We start from the raw sequence: 21,570 nt of genomic DNA, 5'->3' as shown, positions 1-21,570 counted from the left end.
TCGTGGTCGGACTCGGCCTTGTCGACGGCGGTATAGGCGGCGGCGTTCACAATGACGTCCGGTTTGACTCGGCGCACCGTTCCGGCAAGTCCAGGCCGATTCGTAAAGTCGCCGCACAAGCCGTCAGCACCAACATGATCAAGGTCGATGGCAATCACCTGCCCCAAAGGCGCCAGGCTACGCTGCAATTCCCAGCCGACTTGGCCACGTTTTCCAAACAGCAGAATCTTCATTCGACTCTTCCTCCGTAGTTCTTCTCGACCCATTCGCGATAGGCACCCGATTGCACGTTGCTCACCCAGCCCTGATGATCAAGATACCACTGTACGGTCTTGCGAATCCCCGTAGCGAAAGTTTCGCGTGGCCTCCATCCGATTTCTTGCCCGATCTTGCCGGCATCAATGGCGTAGCGGCGATCATGACCCGGCCGGTCCGCAACGTAGGTAATCTGTTCGCTGTAGCGCCCTCCGTCGGCACGCGGGCGCAGCTCGTCTAGCAAGTCACAAATCGCATGAACAATGGCGAGATTCGGTTTCTCGTTCCAGCCGCCGATATTGTAGATCTCGCCAATTCGCCCGGATGCGAGAACATGCCGGATGGCGTCGCAATGATCAGTTACGTACAACCAATCGCGAATCTGCTGTCCGTCACCATAGACCGGCAACGACTTACCGGCCAGCGCATTGACGATCATCAGCGGGATCAGCTTCTCCGGAAACTGGTACGGACCGTAGTTGTTCGAGCAATTGGTCGTCAGCACCGGTAGGCCATAGGTATGGTGGTAGGCGCGCACCAGATGATCGGATGCGGCCTTGGACGCCGAGTAGGGGCTGTTCGGCTGGTAACGGTTGCTTTCCGTGAAGGCCGGGTCGGCAGCGGAAAGCGAGCCGTAAACCTCGTCCGTCGAAACGTGCAGGAAGCGGAACGCCACCCTCTCAGAATCGTTCATCGCTGAAAAATGGGCGCGCACGCTTTCGAGTAGCTTGAAGGTGCCGACGATATTGGTCTCGATGAACTCCCCTGGGCCGTGGATCGATCGGTCGACATGGCTCTCCGCTGCGAAATTGATCACGGCGCGCGGGCGGTGCTTCAGAAGCAAGCCCTCAACCAGTTTCTGATCACCAATGTCGCCGTGCACAAAGGCGTAGCGCGGATCACCAACCAGTTCGCCAAAATTCTCGAGATTTCCAGCGTAGGTCAGCTTGTCGAGGTTGAGGATGGGCTCGTCGCTCTCGCGCAACCAATCGAGGATGAAATTGGCTCCAATGAAGCCTGCACCGCCGGTTACCAAGATCAAGTCATTTCCTTTCGGGTTTTTCGTGGCAGGGTATATTCCGATGCAATTTGCACTATCTCTTATAATGCTGCCTTCAAGTCGTCACTATTCTACCTGCCGATGCGCATATTGTTGGTCAAAACCTCCTCGCTAGGCGACGTCATACATAATCTGCCTGTGGTCAGCGATCTGCGGCGTTGTTTTCCAAACGCGCAGATCGACTGGTGCGTCGAAGAGGCGTTTTCCGACATTCCGCGCCTGCACCCCGAGGTCAGCGAAATCGTTCCGGTGGCCCTGCGACGCTGGCGAAAAACCCTGACTCAGTGGGCTACATGGCGCGAAATTGGCAAGTTCAGAAAGCGCCTTGGCCAAACATACTACGACGTCATCCTCGATACACAGGGTCTCATCAAGAGTGCGCTGATTGCCAGACAGGCCAAAGGCCGGCACTGCGGGTATGCGGCCGAAGTGGCGCGCGAATCGCTAGCGGCCGTCTTCTACGATGAAACCTTCGTCATCCCGCCCAATGTCCACGCCGTTGAACGCAATCGCTGGCTCGCTGCTGCGGCTTTCGAGATTCCTGCCGACCTGCCACTCAACTATGGCATCAGCACCCCCGCCGTCAATCTTTCGTGGTTTGTCGGCAGTCGCTACGCGGTGTTGCTGACAGCGACCAGCCGCGACGACAAACTATGGGACGAAACGAACTGGAAGACTATTGCTCAAAACCTGTTCAAGCGCGGGCTGACTCCGGTGTTCCCTTCGGGCAATGCGATTGAGCGTCAACGTGTGGAGCGCATTGTCAGCAACGTACCGGGTGCGATCGTCGCTCCACCCTTGAAGCTGAATGAGCTGGCCTGTCTCATCGGCGGTTCCGCTCTTGCCATTGGCGTGGATACCGGCCTGGTCCATCTCGCAACAGCGCTGCGCGTGCCAACCATTGCAGTATTCGTCGCCAGCGATCCGGCGCTTACCGGAGTCTACGGCTCGGGTTTCATCCGCAATCTTGGCGCCGAGGGTCAGGCACCAACGGCGTCTGAAGTGCTGACCGTGGCGGAACAGGGCGCGCGTTGGATTCGTTGATGGAGCGCCAAGTCTACTCCCTGCTCTTTTACCTGATCCAACCGCTTATCTGGCTGCGACTGTTGTGGCGCGCACGCAAGCAGCCCGAGTATCTTCAAAACCTTGGCGAACGTTACGGCCACTACGTCCAGCCTGCGCCGGCCCGACTGTTATGGCTGCATGCGGTTTCGGTGGGTGAGACGCGCGCGGCCGAACCGCTTATCCAAGCGCTTCTCGACGAATACCCAGATCACTCTTTGCTGCTAACACACATGACGCCAACCGGAAGAGCGACAGGCGCCGAACTGATCGCAAAGTACGGCTCCCGGCTGATCCAGGCCTATCTTCCCTATGACCTGTCCGGCGCCAGCGGGCGTTTCCTTGACCACTTCAAGCCGTGCCTCGGTCTTCTAATGGAAACCGAACTGTGGCCCAATCTGATTGCTGGCGCCAAGGCACGCCGCATGCCGCTGTTGCTGGTTAACGCCCGGCTCTCCGCTCGTTCGCAGCGCGGCTATAGGCGCTTGTTGAATCTCTTCCGCCCGGCGTTTGACTCCTTGCGTTCCGTGGCAGCACAGACGCCGGCCGATGCAGAGCGGCTGATGTCCATCGGCGCGCAGCGCGTCAGCGTGGTTGGCAACCTAAAGTTTGACGTCATTCCGTCGCCGGAGAAACTGCAACTGGGAACGCAGTGGCGTCAGAAACTCGGTGCGCGGCCTGTCTGGCTGGCTGCCAGCACACGCGAGGGGGAAGAATCGCTCATACTGGACGCCTTCGTCCGCCTGAATCGGCCGGATCTGCTTCTGTTGCTGGTACCGCGCCACCCGCAGCGCTTTCGCGAAGTGCGTGCTCTGATCGAAGAACGCGGACTTACGCTCTGTCGGCGCAGCGAGAACTCACTGCCCGTAACCGAAATACAGGTCTGGCTTGGAGACAGCATGGGCGAAATGCCCGCTTATTTTACCGTGGCGGATGTGGCGCTGATTGGTGGAACCTTGTTACCTTTCGGCGGACAGAACCTGATCGAAGCCGCCGCTTGCGATTGCCCTGCACTGGTCGGTCCGCATAGCTTCAACTTTTCGCAGGCAACTGACGACGCAATTGCCTGCGGGGCGGCGAAGAGAGTTGCCGATGCCGATGCCGCAGCCAACGAAGTGATAAAGCTATTGGATGGCGGTGCTGCGCTGCAAGCGATGCGCGATTCAGGCGCACGGTTCAGTCTGGCGCATCGCGGAGCGACGTCCAGGACCGTCGCGTTGATACGCGAAATCATGGCGCCTCGAACAGCGAATTGATCTGTTCCAGATCGGCTTCGCCGAGCGAACCCACTGCCGCCTTGAGTCTGAGCTGGGAGAGCAGGGTGTCGAAACGTGCTCTGGCCAGATCGCGCTTTGTGATGTAAACCTGATTCTCGGCGTTAAGCACATCGATGTTGATGCGTACGCCAACCTCGTAACCGAGCTTGTTCGATTCGAGCGCACTGGTACTTGAAATCAGCGCGGCGTTGAGCGCCCTGACCTGAGCCAGACCATTGACCACGCCCAGATACGATTGTCGGGCGTTAAGCGCCGCAGTACGTTTGGTGTTTTCCAGTGTCGCTTGCGCTGCGCTGCGATTGGCCGCGGCTTCCCGTGTCTTGGAATTGACATAACCGCCCTGGAAAAGCGGAATATTGAGCTGCAAACCAATATTTCTTGCCGTCGTTTCAAGACTATCGTTGCCTAAAAACGAGAGCGCGGAATTATTCTTGCCGTAATTGGCCACGACGTCCAGGGTCGGATAATGCCCGGCGCGATTACGCTCAACCTCTTTTGCGGCAACTTCGGCAGCGGCCTGCTGGGCCTGAACGACAAAGCTGTCCTTCTCGGCCGCATCAACCCATGGATCCATGCTGGCCGGTTGCGGCGGTTTTAATTCGGCTTGAGGCTTGAGGCGATTGAGCTCTCCCGGATGCTTGCCGATAATTACGCTCAGGGCAAAACGCTTTACCTCCAGATCGTTTTCAGCAGCGATTTCCTGCGCGCTCGCCAGATCGAAACGCGACTGTGCTTCCTGGGAATCCGTGATGGTGGCGGTTCCGACCTCAAAATTCTTCTTGGCCTGTTCGAGCTGCTGCCCGATCGACTGCTTGTTGGCACGAACCGCCTTGAGGTTCTCTTCCGCATAGAGCACATCGAAGTAGGCTTGGGCAACGCGCAGAATCAGATCCTGAGAAGCTTGAGCAAAATTTGCCTCAGCCTGCACGACCTGCAGTTTTCCCTGACTGTATTGCACAATGTTCTGCCAACGGAAAAGCGGCTGCGTCAGATTGACGTTATAAGCGTTGGTATTGAAATCCCTGTTGATTTTCTGAGGCTGGTTGCTCGCCGAATACTTGTTCTCATTCCAGGTCGTATTGGCCGTACCGCTAATCGTTGGCAACAGTCCGGACAATCCTTGCGGCTCTTTCTCACGCAATGCGTCGGCCGTTGCACGTGCCGCCATGTACTGCTGGTCATTGGTCAGTGCATCCCGATAAACCTGCATCAGATCCGTCGAAAACGCGGGCGCTGTGGAGAACAGCGCTGCAAGCAATAGAGACGATCGGCTTGGCGATACCTTCAGACGCATGGGGTTGGTCTCATGGATAAGCTAGAAAACAAATTTATTGCTCTGTGCAGCATTGGTTAAAGGTGCGACAACGGTTTCAAAAATTGGGTTCGTGCTAAAAGCGTCTTCACTGGTGCGCGTAATCACCTGTAACTGCATTACCGGCGCTTCACCGACAACGGCCGCCAGTCGCCCACCGATCTTGAGCTGATTGAGAAGCCGCTCGGGCAACACCGGTAGCGACCCGGAAAGCACGATCACATCATAAGGCGCATCACTTGACCGACCTTGTACGCCGTCTCCGATTTCGACACTGACGTTGGCAACACCCGCCTGCTGGAGGTTATTGCGGGCAATCTCGGCCAACCCCGGATCGATTTCGACGCTGTAGACATATTCAGCCTTGGCCGCAAGCAGGGCAGCCATATAGCCGGTGCCGGTACCAATCTCAAGCACTTTGTCTGTATTCCTGATCGCCAGCTCCTGCAGCATACGCGCCTCGATCTTTGGCGCCAGCATCGTCTGGCTGGCATTTCCCTTGGCGCCGATGGGTATTTCAATATCCGCGAACGCCAGATCCTTGTGAGCCGCCGGGACGAAATCCTCGCGTTTGACGACCGACAGCAGGCTCAGAACCGATGGATCCAGCACATTCCAGGGCCGGATCTGCTGCTCAATCATGTTGAAACGCGCTTTCTCGATATTCATTGTCACTGCCGCCATGGCATTCCCCATTCCAAAAAGTATATTAGCACAGTCTAATATGAATTAATACAAGAACCAAGGATTATACCTTTACCCGATACCACACTGCCCGGGAGATGGGGCAATGCCATATGCTGCCGCGGACTGCGGATGCGTTCATTGGCCATCTTGCGATCGATGCAAGCCGTGCACCAGCAGATCAAAATGAGTCTCAAGATAGCTCTCCGGATCGGTCTCCTGCCCGCAAAAACAAAGAGAAAAACGCCAGATGACCAGCATCAGCAAGGGCGCAATAATCACGTCGATGGCGGTTTCAACGTCCAGAGCCCGGAACTCGCCGTCCGCGATTCCTCGCTGCAGCACGGTTCGGAGCAAAGCCCGTCCGCGCAGTATCACCTTGTCGTGGTAATACTGCGCCACTTCGGGAAAATTGCGCGACTCCGAAATGATCAGCTTTGGCACCCCGGCCAGACGTGTGCCACCGATTTGCTGCCACCAGCCGAAAAGCAGCTTGCGCAGCAATTCAGCCGCTGATCCGCTGTGCTCAGCCAATTGTTGCTCGGCAGCCACCAGCGTCGGCACGATGCCTTCCTCAATCACCGCCTTGAAGAGAGCCTCCTTGCTGTCAAAGTAGAGGTACAAGGTCCCCTTGGAGACTCCGGCGCGTGCCGCCACATCTTCAAGTCGCGTGGTGGCGAAGCCTCTTTCGACGAAGAGCTCGAGCGCAGCCGCTGTCAATTCCGAGGGACGCGCATCCTTGCGACGACGACGTGGTACGCGCGTTTCGGCATTGGCAAGCGGAACAGAGTGAGTGGCAAGTGTATTCATCGAAATCCGGTAATGACTGGCTGGTCAGTAATGTATATGCTAGGTATCGACGAGTCAATCGCGCAGGGTTTTGCCCCATAATACCCACAATGGTTCTAAGCTGAATTCAGGGAGTATTATCAGAGGCAACGTAGTCGGAAAAACCTGGGAGAGGGTCAATAACGATGAAAGGTTTGGGCAAGGGGCTATCAGTAGATTCGTCACCGGCAGCCAATATCGAGACCGCGTTATGAACGACACCCTCGACACGGCCACGACGGTTTTGCTCGTCGATGATGAGCCGGGCATTCTTTCTTCGTTGCGACGACTGTTGCGACCTGCCGGCTATCGGATCTTCACGGCAGAAAGCGGCAAGGCCGGGCTTGAAGTTCTTGAACATGAACCCGTTGATCTGGTCATCTCCGACATGCGCATGCCGGAGATGGATGGCGCACAATTCCTGGAGCAGGTACGCAATCGCTGGCCGAAGACAACACGAATTCTGCTTACCGGCTACGCCGACGTCGCTTCGACCATCGCTGCGATCAACCGGGGCGAGATCTATCGGTACGTCTCCAAACCCTGGGACGATGACGACCTGAAGTTGGTGGTCCGCGACGCACTGGAAGGCGCCCGGCTACGCAACGAAAACATTCGCTTGCTGGCATTGACTCAGGCGCAGAACGAGGAGCTGAAGGATCTCAACCTCAATCTCGAAGACAAGGTCAGGCAACGCACATCCGAAATCGAGCAGGTCAATAGCTTCCTCAACCTGGCCAACGACAAGCTCAAACAGAATTTTCTCGTTTCGATCAAGATATTTTCCAGTCTCATGGAACTGCGTGGCGGCGCGATGGCGGGTCACTCGCGTCGGGTTGCCGATCTGGCACGCAAGCTGGCTATTCGTCTGGGCGTGGAATCCAAGGAACTTCAAGACATTTTTTTCGCCGCACTGTTGCACGATGTCGGCAAGATCGGATTCCCGGATAGCCTGCTCATTCGAGCCGTTTCCAAGATGGGCAGCGAGGAACTCGGGCAGTATCGCAAGCACGTTGTCGCCGGGGAATCGGCGTTGATGCCGCTGGAGGAATTGAAAGACGTCTCCCGGATTGTCCGCTCGCACCACGAACAATTTGACGGGAAGGGCTTTCCGGACGGACTTGAGGGCGCGGACATCGTGCGTGGTGCCCGGATACTCAGCGTGGTTAACGACTACGATGGCTTGCAGATCGGCACTCTATCCGATAAGCGCATGAGCCCTGATGAGGCAAAAGCCTTGATCATCCAGTCCAGTGGCAAACGTTACGATCCGCAAATCGTCGATGCTTTCATCGAGATGCTGGGTGGTCTGGCGCTTGAAAGCGACCGCGCGAAAACGGTTTCCCACGCTGATCTAAAGGTCGGCATGGTACTGGCGCGTGATCTGCTGAGCAAGGAAGGCATCATGCTGCTGGCAGCGGATTTCGTCCTCGACGTTGCCGTCATCAAGAAAATTCAAGAGTATGCACGGCGCGAAAACCATGCGATTACGATTTATATCCGCACTGACAAACACTGAAGGAAAAACGCGATGAGCCGAATCCTGATTGTCGATGATGAAGAATCCATCCTCAAATCCCTGCGCCGCCTGTTGTCGCTGACGCCCTGTACGGCGGGCGAGGTAACCTACAAGCTGACGGTCGACATTTGCAGTTCGCCGAAAGAGGCTTTGGAAAAGGCCCGTCACACAGCCTACGATCTGGTGCTCTCCGATTTTCGCATGCCGGTCATTAATGGCGTGCAGTTCCTCAAGGCCTTGCGCGAAATACAACCCGATGCGGCGCGCCTGATCCTGTCCGGCTACGCCGACTTGAACGGACTGATCGACGCCATCAACGAGGCCGGGATCATCCGTTTCATTTCGAAACCGTGGAATGACTACGAACTGGTCTCTACCCTCGGTCAGGTTCTGGCTCTGCGCGATCTATCGCTTGAAAACCAGCGGCTGGCAGATCAGGCACGGCTGACGATGGGTAGCATTTCGGAAGAGGAAATTGAGCGCAAGCGTCTCGAAGCGTCCGAACCGGGTATCACGCAGGTTAACTGGGGGCCGGACGGCTCGGTGCTACTCGATGAATCGTTGCTCGAACCCGAAAGTCCTGGCGACAAGTGGCTCAACTGACATATGCAGGCGCCCTAAAGCGGGCATTCACTCTCCGGGAACGATCTGCCCGGAAAGACGCTATAACAATGGCTATTGAGGCATGACTCACGCCATGAGGGAATCGGCCTACTACGATGCGCTCGGCTGCCTGGTGATGCGGCTTGACCGGAAAACGGCAATCCGGTTCATGAATCGCTTCGGGCTGAAACTTCTGGGGTACGAACGGCTGGATCAGCTGTTCGGCAGGCCGATGTCCGTAGTGTTGCCGGACAACGATGCGCAAAGCGCAACTCTGGCTGCGTTGATCGGCAATTCTGAGCGGGTGTTTCCCGATCCATTTGAGGCCGAGCTGCTGCACTGCGATGGCTCCCTTATTCCGCTCTCCTGGAAGCGCAGCGAGCAAATCGGCGCGGCGGGGCAAGCTGCGGCAACGATTCTGGTTGGCTTCGACGCGCGCTCCATGCGCGAGAGTCAGGCCACAGCGGCCATGTTTCAGACGGTGACCGACAACTACTCCGGCAGCATCCTCATTGCGAATGAGGACAACTCCATCCTCTACGCCAACCCCGCCCTCTTGCACATGACCGGCTATTCCTTCGAAGAGCTGATCGGTAAAACGCCTGCCATTTTCAAGTCCGGGCAGACGCCCGACGAGGTCTATCGAAACCTCTGGGAAACCATCGATTCAGGCGGGATCTGGAACGGTGAAGTGATCAACCGACGGAAAGACGGTAGCCACTATCTGGAATGCAAGACCATTGCGGCGATTCGTGATTCGCAGGGCCATGTGCAAAACTACTTCGCCATCGGTGAAGACGGGTCGCAGCGCCATCAACTTCAGCAGCACATCGACAAGCTTCTGGCAATCGATCAGCTAACCGGCCTGCCCAATCGCACCGCGTTCATGAATCTGCTGGTCGCGGCATTGAACAGCGCTTATCTGGACGAGAGCGAGGTGACCGTCCTGCACATCGATATCGATGATTTCTTCGTTGTCAATGATGCCATCGGTACCGATGAAGCGGATCTGGTTATCGTCGAGATAGCCTTGAGCATCAAAGGCGCCCTGCGGCAGGCCGATATACTGGCTCGCCTGGGTAACGACAAGTTTGCCATTCTGCTTGGGCCGCACGAATCGGGAATTGACAATGTTATCCATGATGTGACCGGGCGTGTGCTGGCAGCCATTCACCAACCTATCTTGCTGACAGACAGACCGATCTACGTTACGGCTTCGATAGGTATCGCTGGCTACCCGATCGACGGTGGTAGTGCCAGCGAACTGCTCAGCCATGCCATGAACGCCACAGAGCGGGCCAAAGCGGGCGGAGGCAACCACTGCTGCCGCTTTGATGCCACAACGGCCAGCAGCGCAAGCGGGCAACGCGAACTGATCGCCGATCTGCGCCTGGCGATCGAACGCAACGAGATGTTCCTTCACTTTCAACCGCAGGTCAGCCTGTTCTCGGGCGCCATAATCGGGCTCGAGGCATTGATTCGCTGGCGGCATCCCCTGCGCGGCATGGTGTCGCCCGGTGATTTCATCCCCTTGGCGGAGCAAAGCAATCTCGTCGTCGACATCGGCGAGTGGGTGCTGGGCGAAACGCTTCGGCAGATGCGAATCTGGCTGGACGCCGGCCTGCCTTCGATAAAAGTCGCCATCAACCTGGCTGCCCGCCACCTCCTTGCACCCGGTCTGCATGCCACGATCAGCAATGCGCTGGCCGTGCAGCGCATCGACCCGCGCCACCTCGAAGTCGAGATTACCGAGGGGGCCATGATGCAGGATATCGCCGGAGCAATCCGCAGCACAGCACAATTGAAGAAAGTCGGGGTGCGAATCTCGCTTGACGACTTCGGCACCGGCTATTCCTCGCTCGCCTATCTCTCACGCTTTCCGATCGACGTGGTCAAGATCGATCAGTCTTTCGTAAGCGACATCACAACCAACCCGGTCAACGCGGCAATTGCACAGGCAACGATCGCCATGTCGCATAAACTGGGCAAGGTGGTGCTGGCTGAGGGTGTCGAAACCGAAGAGCAGATGCAGTATCTGCGGCGCAACGAATGTGACGAAATGCAGGGTTATTTCTTTTCCAGGCCGCTTCCGGCGGAGGATATTGCCCGCTTGCTTCAGGAAGGTTCGACGATGAACCTTTACGCCCAGCGAGGTTCGGTCAAACGCAACACCGTCTTGTTTGTTGACGACGAAGCGAACATATTGGCATCGCTCAAGCGCACACTGCGCCGCGAAGGCTACGAAATCATGACCGCAGGAAGCGCCGCCGAAGGACTCTCGCTACTGGCCACCAACGACGTCCAGTTGATCGTCTCCGACCAGCGCATGCCGGAAATGAACGGCACCGAGTTTCTTTCACGGGTAAAGAGCCTCTATCCGCAAACAGTGCGCATGGTCTTGTCCGGTTATTCGGAAATTTCTGCCGTCACCGATGCGATCAACAAGGGCGCGGTTTATCGCTTCCTGCTGAAGCCCTGGGATACCGAAATGCTGAGGGAGGAAATCGCAGGCGCACTGCGCCATTGGCGTGAACTCTACGCATCGCGGAGAAAGGACGACTGATCCGGGCGTCACCCACCGTCGTCAAGTTGAAGCCTCCGCCGTCAGCAGAGCCACCGGGAAGAAGTCCAGAAGTCGCCCCACCTCCAGTTGTCCGGCGGATGCATGGCTCTCGCCCGTCAGCACATTGGTCCACGGCAGGGCAGCCAGTTCAGGGGGCAACTCCAGCGTCGTATCGCCCCACACGTCGAGCCCCAGGGGCAGGGCATTCGGGTCGCCCAGAAGGCGAACCGGCAGTCGCGGCACGAGGGTGATCAGGGAACGACCACCGGCACGTCGGGCAAAGGCGCATACGTGTGCGGCAGCCTGTCCGCCAACCGTCAGCGGCAGGTATTCGCCGTCGCGGAACACTTCGGGCCAGCGTTGGCGAAGCGTCAGCGTCTGCCAATGCGTGTAGAGTTTGATACGGCCATCGGCCATAGAGTCCACCAAAGTTTGCAGGTTCTGCCGCCATTGCGCCGGAGGCGCGTCCACCAGGCCTTTCACCTCTGCCAGCAGCTCGCGACGCCTTGGGAAATCCACCGGCCGCCGGTTGTCAGGGTCCACCAGGTTGAACTGCCACAACTCGCAACCCTGATAGATATCGGGCACGCCCGGTGAAGTGAGCTTGATCAGGGACTGGCCCAAACTGTTGAGCAAACCGTAGCGGGCGATAGGCTGCACCATGAGCAGGAAGTCCGCCATAAACAGGTTCTTCTCGCCTGGCGCCAGCAGCGCCTGGACGAAGTCGCTCATGGCCGCCTCGTACTCGACATTCACATTGGCCCAACTGCTGTGCTCCTTCGCTTCGCGCAAAGCCTTGATCATGTAAGCCTGGATGCGCTCCCGGAAATCGGTCAGTGCAGCCTCGTCCGGGAAATCCAGGGGCCAGGCGCCAATTAGGGTCTGGTAGAGCAGGTATTCGTCGTTGCGCGAGGGCGCGCTAAGGCCATCGACGCTGTGCTTGCGAGCACGGTTGAGACGGCTCCAGCGCTTCAACATCAATTTCCACGCCGCCGGCATTTCGGAGAGTACGTTGATGCGCGCGCGAACGTCCTCGGAGCGTTTGCTGTCGTGGGTTGAGGTAGCCAGCATGGTGTGCGGCCAGCTTCCGGCACGAACGCGCGTCGCCGCATGGAAAGCTGCGACGGAAACGCCAAAACGCCGCGGTTCGCCGCCCACGTCGTTGAGCGAAGTAAGGCGATGGTAGCGGTAGAAGGCCGTGTCCTCCACGCCCTTGGCCATGACCGGCGAGGACAACTGCTGGAACTTCATGGCAAAGGCTTCAACCGGCTCCCGGAAGGCTGCGCTGCGGCCATACGTGATATCGGTCGTGAGCACGGACTTGAAAAACTCATAGATACCGGTGTCGGCGGCCGGACTGCGCTTCTTCGCCACAGCAAGCGCCCAACCGATGTGCTTGCGATCATCGGCGGAAAGTTCGCCTCCAGCCACGTAGCTGCGATATACCGGGAAACAGGCCACCACCTCGACCAGAGCATTGCGCAAGCCGTTGAGGGTGAAGTCGCACGTGTCGCGGCTGGCGGCGGCGATCCGTGACAAACGGGTAGCCAGTACGTTGAGCTCACCGGCCAAAGCCGTATTCATGATGAGCTTCTTGGCTTCATAGGCGAGGGTTTCAAACTCATCGCTGGTTTCCGAAAAGCTCTCGTAGATGCGTGTCATGCGGCGTTCGGCAGCACTATCCACGAACAGTGCATTGGCTAGATTGGCAAAGCGATAGCCAGTGGCGCCATGGATCGGCCAGTCGTCAGGCAAGCGTTCATGGTCCGCGAGAATCTTTTCGATCAGCAGATACATCGGTAGCGGCGCACCTGGCTCAAGGGGGCCACCGCCCACGGCTTGTTGCAGGCGCCGAAAATACTGCGCTGGATCGTAGAGGCCATCCGGATGGTCCAGACGCAAGCCGTCTACCTTGCCTTGGGCCAGCAGTTCAAGAACGAGACGATGGGTGGCATCGAATACTGTTGGCTCTTCGACACGCACGCCCGCGAGGTCATTGACATCGAAGAAGCGCCGGTAATTGATCTCGTCGGAGGCAACGCGCCAGTACGAAAGCCGATAGCCCTGAAGCTGGATCAGATCGTGCAACTGGTCGAAACTGACGGTATCTCCAGTGCGGCCGTTGAATTCGGCCAGATTGTCGGCGATGTGACGGATGATGTCGGGACAACTTTCGCACATGACGGCAAGATTGCGTTTGTGCACGTCCTTGTCGCGCTGGCGCTCGGCCATGGCCGCCGGCGTAGTATCTGTACGCGCCGGCAGGCGCGCAAATGCGGTGAGCAGGGTTTGCAGCTCCACAAATTGCACGTGACTTTCGCCGAGAATGTCGGCCAGCCGTTCGCTCTGGTATCCGATGATGGACGGATAGGTCGCCGGGTCGATCGGCAGGCGGTGCTGATGGTAAAAGATGCTGAACTCGCCACGCACAGCGTCAAAATCCAGGCGCAGCTCGCCGCGTTCGAGGATGGTGCCGTAATGGTCGCCAAGCAATGGCAGAAGCACCTTGCCGCGCAGCTCGGGGTTGAGCGGCTCCCAATCGACATCGAAGAAGGCGCCCCATGCCGAAGCCTGGCCGTTTTCAAGCACGTCCAACCACCAGGCGTTGTCGGCGCCCATGATGCCCATGTGATTGGGAACGACGTCGAGAATCTGTCCCAGACCATGTGCCTTGAGGGCCGCAACAAATTCCTCGTAGCTCTGTTCAGTGCCAATTTCCGGATTGAGGACGCTGTGATCGACGATGTCGTAGCCGTGGGTGCTCCCGGGACGCGCCCGGAGGTAAGGCGAAGCATAGCAGTGGCTGATCCCGAGCTCGGCCAGATAGGGGACCAGCTCGGTCGCCTGGGCGAAGGTGAAATCGCGGTTGAATTGAAAGCGATACGTGGCGCGTGGTATCACTGCGGTTCGGCGAGGCAGTGCCGCGTCGCCATGCCGTAAGAGGGTGTCGCCGCGCTCGCGTCGTAGCGCTTCGTTGAGCGCCGTGAAGCGCTCATCGCCGCTCCAGTCTTCCAGATTGAGAGGCAGGCGACGGCGCCAGTTTGGATGCTGGTCGTCCTGACTGCCCGGCAGATTGGCCTGCTCGATCTGGCCAAAAATATCTTCCGGCTGCACCACGAGCACCTGCGCAGGAGACCTTGCCAGATAGGCATGAATTGCGATCATGACTGCCGGCGTCATGACAGGCATCGACACCGGATGGACACTTGCGCCATCAGGCAGCAAACCAGCACCTTCCAGAGCCATGAGGAAGCGGGCGCGATCCTGAGAACGATCGACCAGCTGTTTACTCCGCAATTCCTCTGAAGGAAAAAGTTTGAGTTCACTGCGCAGGTCAAGATCATGGCCCTGCCACAAACCGCTCAAGGTCGGCAGATCGTGGGTGCTGACGGCCACCAGCGCCTGCCGTGGGTAGTCGGGTGGAGACTTGAAGCTGCCCTCGTCAGTGCGCTCGAACAGGAAAGGACGGTAGGAAAGAATACCGGCTGCATTGAGTCGGGGTTGAAAACCCTCGGGTACGGTACCCAGGTCTTCGCCGATCACCAGACATTGGTTGCGCTGGCTTTCGAGGGCAACGATGCCGAGCAGATCCTCCAGCGGGCAGGTTACATAGCTTCCCTCGGTCGGTCGCTGGCCTGCAGGCACCCAGAAAACGCGGGCCAATCCGATGACGTGATCGATTCGCAGGGCCCCGCACTGCCGCATGTTGGCGCGCAATACGGCGATGAAAGGAGCATAGGCCGCATCGCGCAGCCGATGGGGAACAAACGGTGGCAAACCCCAATCCTGGCCATAGAGATTGAAATCGTCGGGCGGCGAACCGGCATAGGCGTCTTTGGCAAAAACTTCCTGGTTGATCCAGTACTCGGAGCCACCCGGATTGACCCCCAGAGCCAGATCCTGATACAGCCCCACGCCCAGACGGCGTCGCGCTGCATGCTGTCCGACTGCGATAAGCTGCTCGTCGGCCAGCCATTGCAGCCACACAAAAAACGTCACGGCCTCCCGGTATTCTTCGGCAAATACACTGACCGCCGGGGCTTCAGGATGACGATAGTCTTCCGGCCATGCCGGCCAGCCCCAGACCGCGGAATTCTCATGGTAGAAATGATCCTGCAATGCCTCAAACCGCGCATGTTGTTCCAGCGCTTCGCCACCCTGTTCCCGATAGTGCTTGAAGGCCCGAGCCCTGTCGTCGTCCTTGCTCAGATGGTTGTCGAAGAAGTGGCGGTACAGCAGCTCAAGCACCTCGCGCTTGGCAGCGCTGGTTTCTTCATAGGCCACTTCACTCGCACTGCGCAGCCGCCGCAGACGCGCCTGAAAGGTCTCGCTACCAACGAGCTGACGCGCCGCTTCACACTCGGCATATTCGGGCACTGCAACCACATCGAGATAGAGGATGTTCAGATAACAACGATTCGACGGGCTATAGGGACTGATGCGGTCGGGATTTTCAGGGAACAGGGCATGCAGGGGGTTGACCCCGAGCACGCCGGCGCCGGCGTCTGCCGTCATGTCTACCAGCGAGTGCAGGTCGCTGAAATCGCCGATTCCCCAATTGCGCCGCGAGCGCAGGCCATACAGTTGTACGGCCAGCCCCCAGGCGCGGTTGGTCCCCGTTACCGCCTCGGGCTGAAAGCAGGTGGCCGGAGCAACGATCAGCGACATCACCGCCAGGGGGCCGGACGACCCGGATTCCGGATCTGATTTTCCGATCTCCAGGCTGTGGTATCCGGGTTCTGCCAGTGACGGCAGAACAAGCTCGACCCGAATGAAGGGGACATTGCCTAGATGCCTTTCACCCAGCCGGTCCAGCCGGGAAGGCACGAATTCTCCGCTGCTTCTGTTTCCCGCTTCAGTAGTCAACGTCCAGTACATGCGGAAATTTTCATCTCCCATTGGTACGGAAAGCGGTACGGCGGGCGAGGAATCAATCCGAGAAACCAGAACCGGCGGCAGCGCCCTGCGCCATTCGTCGTCTTCCAGTTGCTGCAGCAGTGTCGCCGGATCAGCGTCGGCAGGGAAGTGCATGGCGGTCAGAAGCGCGCGGCGCGTTCGATCAGAGGTGGAATGCGGATTGCCCCAGATATCGTGATAGCCAGCGGCTATACCACAGCGGTCGGCGAGTTGCGTCAGAGCATCCCGATTGCCAGGCGTGGGGTGAGTCATGGACAGTGTTCCTATTGCAAATGCCAGATCGTTGACCACGCGGGCAGTTGTCCGGCGTCAAGATTATTGTCGTCAAAGTTAGGTGTGGCAAAGAGCCGGGTACCTGACGCGGCGGGTGCGTCAATCGCCGTTTCTCCGAAATTGGCGTGCAGCGAAAGCAGGCTACCGTCACCGAGGCGCCAATAGATGGCCAGCGCCCGCGACGACAGCAGAGAGACTTGCGGATCACCGTTGCCCATCCCGCTAAGCCGCGGCATAATCCATTGCCGGCGCAAGGCAAGCAGCTGCCGGTGCAGCTCAAGGGTCGTGCGCTGCGGCATGCGCTCAATGGCGCTCCAGTCCAGCACGCAGTTCTTGAAGGTTTCCGGTGCGTTGGGATCCGGGATGCTTTCCCGCACGGCCGGATCCGCAAAACGGGCAAAGCGCGAGAATTCACGCCGACGGCCCTCGGTTACGGCGTTGGCGAGTTCGGGCCCGAAGTCGCAGAAGAACAGGAAAGGCTGATTGGTGGCGAATTCCTCGCCCATGAACAACATGGGCGGTTGAGGCGCCAGCAGAAGCACCGAAGTGAGTGCTTCCATCGCCACTAGCGAAGCGAGATGGCTCAAACGTTCGCCGAAGGCCCGGTTGCCGATCTGATCGTGATTCTGCAGGAAATTGATGAAGGCCGCGGGCGGCAGATGGGCACTCGGTTCGCCGCGCAATTCGCCGTTGGCGAAGGCCGAGGGCTCCCCCTGGTAGGCAAAACCTTCTGTCAGGCAGCGACCGAGCAATTCCGTCGGCTGGGCAGCGTAATCAGTATAGTAACCGTCGGATTCGCCGGTGGCTAGAACATGAAACACGTGATGGATGTCGTCGTTCCACTGGGCCGTAGCCTGGAGAGGGCCGCCGGTGGTTTCATTTGCGAAGTGTCGACCGAGGTAGCGAGCCTGGTTGCGCTCATTCTCCAGCACCATGTGCACGTGGCGCTCGCGGCCCGGGCCGGAGCGGAAGGCTTCGGCGAGTTCCTCGATGATGTCGGGCGAGCTGTCGTCGCAGATGGCGTGGATGGCATCCAGACGCAATCCGTCGAGATGAAACTCCTCCAGCCAGTACAGTACGTTGTGCACGAAGAAGTCGCGCACCGTGCGACTGTTCTCGCTGTCGAAGTTGATCGCCGCACCCCACGGCGTGGCGTGGCGTGGGTTGAAGAAGTCCGGGGCGTAGGCGTGCAGGTAGTTGCCTTCCGGTCCGAAATGATTATAGACGACGTCAAGCAACACCATCAGGCCGCGCTCGTGCGCCGCATTGATCAAGCGCTTGAAGTCGTCCGGCCGGCCGTAGGCGGCGTCCGGTGCGAACAGCAGCACACCGTCGTAACCCCAGTTGGCGCGCCCTGGGAAATCGGCAACCGGCATGATCTCGATAGCGGTAACGCCCAGTTCGACAAGATAGTCGAGACGCTCGATGACGCCATTGAAATCGCCCGCCGACGTGAAACAGCCGATGTGCAGCTCGTAAATCACCGCCTCTTCCCACGGTCGACCGAGCCAGCCGTCGTCAGACCACTCGAAAGCGTCCGGATCGATCACTTCGGAGGCGCCATGCACGTCGTCAGGATTGGAACGCGAAACGGGGTCGGGAACCAGCAGCCCATCAGGCAAGCGGAAGCGATACCGACTGCCGGCGTGCGCCGTCTGATGGCTAAGCTCGAACCAGCCTTGACCGGCCGTCAGCATCGGCAGTTCGCCAGCCTCGTCCAGTTTCAAGCCTACAGCGTCGACGCCGGGAGCCCACAGGCGGAAGCGGACACCGCCGCCGTCGATGAGTTCGGCGCCGAAAGGCATGGCGTGCTTGCGTTTCATAAGGGTGCCTCCTGCTTGAGCAGGGCCAGCGAGCGGCCTGCAAGTGAATAGGTGGCGCCGCCCTTGAACGTGCCATCTACCTTCAGGCCTCCCGCGAAACTTGTGTCGAGAATGCTTGACCATTGACAGTCTTTACAGATGACCGGCAGCTTGAATGGGATGGCCTCGTGGTGACTGTTGAAGAGCAACAGAAGGTTATCGTCCTTGATCGGACGGCCGCGCCCGTCGCGCTCGTCCATGGCCTCACCGAAGAAATAGACGCCGAGACAGCGGGCAAAACTTTGCGCCCACTCCTGATCGGTCATTTCGGTGCCGTCAGGCTTGATCCAGTGGATGTCCTTGTTGTTCGAGCCGGCGATGGCCTTGCCCTGGAAGAAGTTCTTCCGATGGAAAACGGGATGGTCGCGCCGCAGGGCGATGACGCGCTGAGCGAAGGCCAGAAACTCGCGGTCGGCATCGGACAGATCCCAGTTAACCCAGCTGATTTCGTTATCCTGACAGTAGGCGTTGTTGCTCCCCTTCTGGGTGCGGCCCATTTCGTCGCCGGCCAGCAACATGGGAACGCCCTGCGAGAAGAAGAGCGTCGCCAGCAGATTGCGTTTCTGGCGAGCACGCAGGGCATTTATTTCGGCATCCCTGGTTTCCCCCTCTGCACCGCAGTTCCAGGAGTTGTTGTTGTCGGTGCCGTCCCGGTTGCCTTCACCGTTGGCGTCGTTGTGTTTGTGGTTGTAGCTCACCACGTCATGCAGGGTAAAGCCGTCGTGTGCGGTAATAAAATTGACGCTGGCGTAAGGCTTGCGGCCGCTGTGATCATAAAAATCGCTGGAACCGGTCAATCGTCGAGCAAAATCGCCGATCAGGCCACCATCACCCTTCCAGTAGGCGCGCATGGTGTCACGGTATTGGTCGTTCCATTCACCCCAGCCGGCCGGGAAATTGCCGACCTGATAGCCGCCTTCGCCCAGATCCCAGGGCTCGGCGATCAGCTTGACCTGCGACAACACCGGATCCTGGACCAGAATGTCGAAGAAGGAACCGAGTCGATTGACCGCATGCAATCCGCGCGCCAGAGCCGAAGCCAGATCGAAGCGGAAACCATCGACGTGCATCTCCAGCACCCAGTAACGCAGCGAATCCATGACCATCTGGAGCACCCGTGGATTCTGCAGATTGAGCGTGTTGCCGCAGCCGGTGTAATCCATGCAGTAGCGCCGATCGTCGCCGACCAGCCGGTAGTAGGAGGCGTTGTCGATCCCTCTGAAGGAGATCGTAGGCCCGAGGTGGTTGCCCTCGGCAGTGTGATTGTAGACCACGTCGAGGATGACCTCGATACCGTTCGAGTGCATGGTCTTGACCATGGTCTTGAACTCGCTGACCACCCCGCTTGAGCTATAGCGCTGATCCGCAGCAAAAAAGCCAATGGAATTGTAGCCCCAGTAGTTGGACAGACCTTGTTCGAGCAAATGGCGGTCGTTGAGGAAGGCGTGCACCGGCAGCAATTCCACCGAAGTGACTCCCAGACGCTTCAGATGCTCAATTACCGGCGCTGTGGCCAAACCGGCGTAGGTACCACGCAGTGACGGCGGAACGTCCGGATGGTTCTTGGTGAAGCCGCGCACGTGCGTTTCATAAACCACCATGTCGGACCAGGCGATGTGAGGAGACTTGTCCTCGCCCCAGGTAAACGCCGGGTCGATGACGCGGCACTTGGGCATCCCGGCGGCGTTGTCGCGGCGGTCGAAGGACATATCCTGCTGACGGTGTCCGATCTTGTAGCCGAAGTGGGCGTCGCTCCAGCGGAGCCGGCCGACGATATCCTTGGCGTAGGGCTCGATCAACAACTTGTTTGGGTTGAAGCGGTGACCATGCGCCGGATCGTAGGGGCCGTGCACGCGATAGCCGTAGAGCAGGCCCGGGCGGGCCTCCGGCAGATAGCAATGCCAGATCAGGTCGGTCCGTTCACGCAGTTCGATACGCTGAACTTCCTTTTTCCCACCGGGATCGAAGAGGCACAACTCGACCTTGGTCGCATTCTCGGAAAAGAGGGCGAAGTTGACCCCTTCGCCATCCCAGGTGGAGCCCCGTGGAAAGGGGGCACCTGGCCAGATTGCCGTTAAAGGCAGATTCATGTTTCTTCCTTCATCGTTGCTTCCTACTTATTGCTGATAGCACGACACATCGGGCACTTCCGAACCTTTGGGCAACACCACGATGCCGCCCTCGCTGACGTGGTATCGCGCTTTGTCAGCCGCCGGGTCAAAGCCGATCTGTGTATTGGGCGCAATAGTATTGTAGCGATCGACGATGACTCGCTTCAGACGGCTACCGCGGCGGATCACCGAGTGGTCCATGATGATACAGTCGTCAATTTCCACATCCTTTTCGACGATCACCTCGCGACGGAGAATCGAGTTGCGTACACTGGCGCCCCGTATAAGGGAACCCGGGCCGAGCGCAGTGTTCTCGATATGGCCCGAAAGGATGCGGGCTGAAGGACCCTGGTAGTTGCTGGAATTGATTACCCACTGCGGATTGAAGAGCTTGAAGCGGGGCTGCTCGCCCATGGCATCGCGGTGCGCATCGTAATAGGCGTCGATGGTGCCGACGTCGCGCCAGTAAGCCTGCTCTTCATAATCGGCGATGCCGGGAACACGGTTGTCGCCGAAATTGTAGGCATAAACGTTATGCGTCTTGATCAGGCGCGGCAGGATATTGTGCCCGAAGTCGTGCTCGCCACGTTCCTTCGCTTCGCGCAAAGCAGTCAGCAGCACTTCGGTCTCGAACAGGTAGTTACCCATCGAGCCGTAGGCGCGGCTCGGATCGTTGACCATCGGTGGCGGTGTTTTCGGCTTCTCCAGAAAACCCTTGATGCGGCCGGCACCATCGGCATCGATGATTCCGAAAGCCGAGGCTTCGGCCAGCGGAATCGGAATGGCTGCCACCGACACGTGGGCGGAATTCTGGTGATGAAAATCAATCATCTGCCTAACGTCCATTCGGTACACATGGTCGGCGCCGAAGACGGCGACCATATCCGGCGCATGGCGCTCGATCAGGTTGATGTTCTGAAACACGGCGTCGGAAGTACCCTGAAACCACTCCGGCCCCTCACGCATTTGCGGCGGGACAACGTTGATGAACTGGCCGTGGAAGGACAGGGTCTGTCCCCAGGATTTGTTAACGTGTTCAATCAGTGACTGGGATTTGTATTGCACCAGCAGATAGATTCCGTGGATTTCGGAATTAACCAGACTGCTGAGCACGAAATCAGTGATTCGGTAACGGCTTCCGAAAGGCACAGACGGCTTGGACCGTTCTGCCGTCAAGGGGTGAAGTCGTGTTCCCTGGCCGCCGGCCATAACCATGGCGAGTACTTTCATGAGTTTTCTCCTTT

At 58.4% G+C, this 21,570-nt stretch carries 14 protein-coding genes; 5 read left to right on the top strand and 9 right to left on the bottom strand.

Annotation, left to right across the window (positions count from 1 at the left end):
- Window positions 1-233, bottom strand: a 233-nt coding sequence (locus tag PROAA_RS12465; protein ID WP_186411652.1) for a sugar nucleotide-binding protein, incomplete at its 3' end; no start/stop codon positions are given.
- Window positions 230-1,297: a dTDP-glucose 4,6-dehydratase gene (rfbB, locus tag PROAA_RS12460; protein ID WP_186411651.1), complete on the bottom strand. Its 1,068-nt coding sequence runs from the start codon at window positions 1,295-1,297 to the stop codon at window positions 230-232. The genes PROAA_RS12465 and rfbB, both read right to left, overlap by 4 nt.
- A gap of 99 nt (window positions 1,298-1,396) precedes the next feature.
- On the opposite strand from rfbB, the gene waaC reads away from it, so the two are divergent.
- Together waaC and waaA are read left to right on the top strand one after the other, a co-directional pair.
- Window positions 1,397-2,359, top strand: a complete 963-nt coding sequence (gene waaC / locus PROAA_RS12455; RefSeq protein WP_186411650.1) for a lipopolysaccharide heptosyltransferase I — start codon at window positions 1,397-1,399, stop codon at window positions 2,357-2,359.
- Complete coding sequence (gene waaA / locus PROAA_RS12450; protein WP_186411649.1) at window positions 2,359-3,633, top strand: lipid IV(A) 3-deoxy-D-manno-octulosonic acid transferase; 1,275 nt, start codon at window positions 2,359-2,361, stop codon at window positions 3,631-3,633. Before waaC ends, waaA begins: the two co-directional genes overlap by 1 nt.
- On the opposite strand, the gene PROAA_RS12445 is transcribed toward waaA, so the two are convergent.
- From PROAA_RS12445 to PROAA_RS12435, 3 genes are all read right to left on the bottom strand, one after another.
- Window positions 3,608-4,948, bottom strand: a complete 1,341-nt coding sequence (locus tag PROAA_RS12445; RefSeq protein ID WP_186411648.1) for a TolC family outer membrane protein — start codon at window positions 4,946-4,948, stop codon at window positions 3,608-3,610. The genes waaA and PROAA_RS12445 overlap by 26 nt on opposite strands.
- Before the next feature lie 21 nt (window positions 4,949-4,969).
- On the bottom strand, window positions 4,970-5,635 hold the full coding sequence (locus PROAA_RS12440; RefSeq protein WP_186411654.1) for a protein-L-isoaspartate O-methyltransferase family protein: 666 nt from the start codon (window positions 5,633-5,635) through the stop codon (window positions 4,970-4,972).
- 153 nt (window positions 5,636-5,788) lie between these two features.
- Window positions 5,789-6,460 carry a TetR/AcrR family transcriptional regulator gene (locus PROAA_RS12435; protein ID WP_186411647.1) on the bottom strand — a complete coding sequence of 224 codons (672 nt, stop codon included), beginning with the start codon at window positions 6,458-6,460 and terminating at the stop codon, window positions 5,789-5,791.
- A gap of 229 nt (window positions 6,461-6,689) precedes the next feature.
- On the opposite strand from PROAA_RS12435, the gene nosR reads away from it, so the two are divergent.
- The 3 genes from nosR to PROAA_RS12420 all read left to right on the top strand — a co-directional run bounded on the left by nosR (window position 6,690) and on the right by PROAA_RS12420 (window position 11,163).
- Window positions 6,690-7,997 carry a response regulator c-di-GMP phosphodiesterase, NosR family gene (gene nosR / locus PROAA_RS12430; RefSeq protein WP_186411646.1) on the top strand — a complete coding sequence of 436 codons (1,308 nt, stop codon included), beginning with the start codon at window positions 6,690-6,692 and terminating at the stop codon, window positions 7,995-7,997.
- 12 nt (window positions 7,998-8,009) lie between these two features.
- Window positions 8,010-8,600 (top strand): response regulator, encoded by a 591-nt coding sequence (locus tag PROAA_RS12425; RefSeq protein ID WP_186411645.1) that lies wholly within the window; start codon window positions 8,010-8,012, stop codon window positions 8,598-8,600.
- Window positions 8,601-8,682: 82 nt separating this feature from the next.
- A complete protein-coding gene (locus tag PROAA_RS12420; protein ID WP_186411644.1) occupies window positions 8,683-11,163 on the top strand; it encodes an EAL domain-containing protein in 2,481 nt (826 codons plus the stop codon).
- Between the two features lie 21 nt (window positions 11,164-11,184).
- Here PROAA_RS12420 and PROAA_RS12415 read toward each other — a convergent pair whose 3' ends face one another.
- Genes PROAA_RS12415 through PROAA_RS12400 form a run of 4 tightly spaced genes read right to left on the bottom strand, consistent with a single transcriptional unit; the run spans window position 11,185 to window position 21,556 of the window.
- Window positions 11,185-16,332 (bottom strand): malto-oligosyltrehalose synthase, encoded by a 5,148-nt coding sequence (locus tag PROAA_RS12415; RefSeq protein ID WP_186411643.1) that lies wholly within the window; start codon window positions 16,330-16,332, stop codon window positions 11,185-11,187.
- Window positions 16,333-16,343: 11 nt separating this feature from the next.
- A complete protein-coding gene (gene treZ, locus PROAA_RS12410) occupies window positions 16,344-18,176 on the bottom strand; it encodes a malto-oligosyltrehalose trehalohydrolase (protein WP_186411642.1) in 1,833 nt (610 codons plus the stop codon).
- Window positions 18,173-20,305, bottom strand: a complete 2,133-nt coding sequence (gene glgX, locus PROAA_RS12405; protein WP_186411641.1) for a glycogen debranching protein GlgX — start codon at window positions 20,303-20,305, stop codon at window positions 18,173-18,175. The genes treZ and glgX overlap by 4 nt, the downstream gene beginning before the upstream one ends.
- A 27-nt stretch (window positions 20,306-20,332) precedes the next feature.
- Window positions 20,333-21,556 (bottom strand): glucose-1-phosphate adenylyltransferase, encoded by a 1,224-nt coding sequence (locus PROAA_RS12400; RefSeq protein WP_186411640.1) that lies wholly within the window; start codon window positions 21,554-21,556, stop codon window positions 20,333-20,335.
- Between the last annotated feature and the right edge of the window lie 14 nt (window positions 21,557-21,570).

The sequence above is a fragment of the Candidatus Propionivibrio aalborgensis genome, assembly GCF_900089945.1.
In the GTDB taxonomy this organism is placed as follows: Bacteria; Pseudomonadota; Gammaproteobacteria; order Burkholderiales; family Rhodocyclaceae; genus Propionivibrio; species Propionivibrio aalborgensis.
This window is presented reverse-complemented; position numbering and strand designations above follow the sequence as displayed.

Coding starts and splice junctions, on each gene's coding strand:
- treZ (WP_186411642.1), bottom strand. CDS start 18,176: ATGAAACGCAAGCACGCCATGCCTTTCGGCGCCGAACTCATCGACGGC.
- nosR (WP_186411646.1), top strand. CDS start 6,690: ATGAACGACACCCTCGACACGGCCACGACGGTTTTGCTCGTCGATGAT.
- PROAA_RS12400 (WP_186411640.1), bottom strand. CDS start 21,556: ATGAAAGTACTCGCCATGGTTATGGCCGGCGGCCAGGGAACACGACTT.
- PROAA_RS12425 (WP_186411645.1), top strand. CDS start 8,010: ATGAGCCGAATCCTGATTGTCGATGATGAAGAATCCATCCTCAAATCC.
- PROAA_RS12440 (WP_186411654.1), bottom strand. CDS start 5,635: ATGAATATCGAGAAAGCGCGTTTCAACATGATTGAGCAGCAGATCCGG.
- PROAA_RS12420 (WP_186411644.1), top strand. CDS start 8,683: ATGACTCACGCCATGAGGGAATCGGCCTACTACGATGCGCTCGGCTGC.
- waaC (WP_186411650.1), top strand. CDS start 1,397: ATGCGCATATTGTTGGTCAAAACCTCCTCGCTAGGCGACGTCATACAT.
- glgX (WP_186411641.1), bottom strand. CDS start 20,305: ATGAATCTGCCTTTAACGGCAATCTGGCCAGGTGCCCCCTTTCCACGG.
- waaA (WP_186411649.1), top strand. CDS start 2,359: ATGGAGCGCCAAGTCTACTCCCTGCTCTTTTACCTGATCCAACCGCTT.
- PROAA_RS12415 (WP_186411643.1), bottom strand. CDS start 16,332: ATGACTCACCCCACGCCTGGCAATCGGGATGCTCTGACGCAACTCGCC.
- PROAA_RS12435 (WP_186411647.1), bottom strand. CDS start 6,460: ATGAATACACTTGCCACTCACTCTGTTCCGCTTGCCAATGCCGAAACG.
- PROAA_RS12445 (WP_186411648.1), bottom strand. CDS start 4,948: ATGCGTCTGAAGGTATCGCCAAGCCGATCGTCTCTATTGCTTGCAGCG.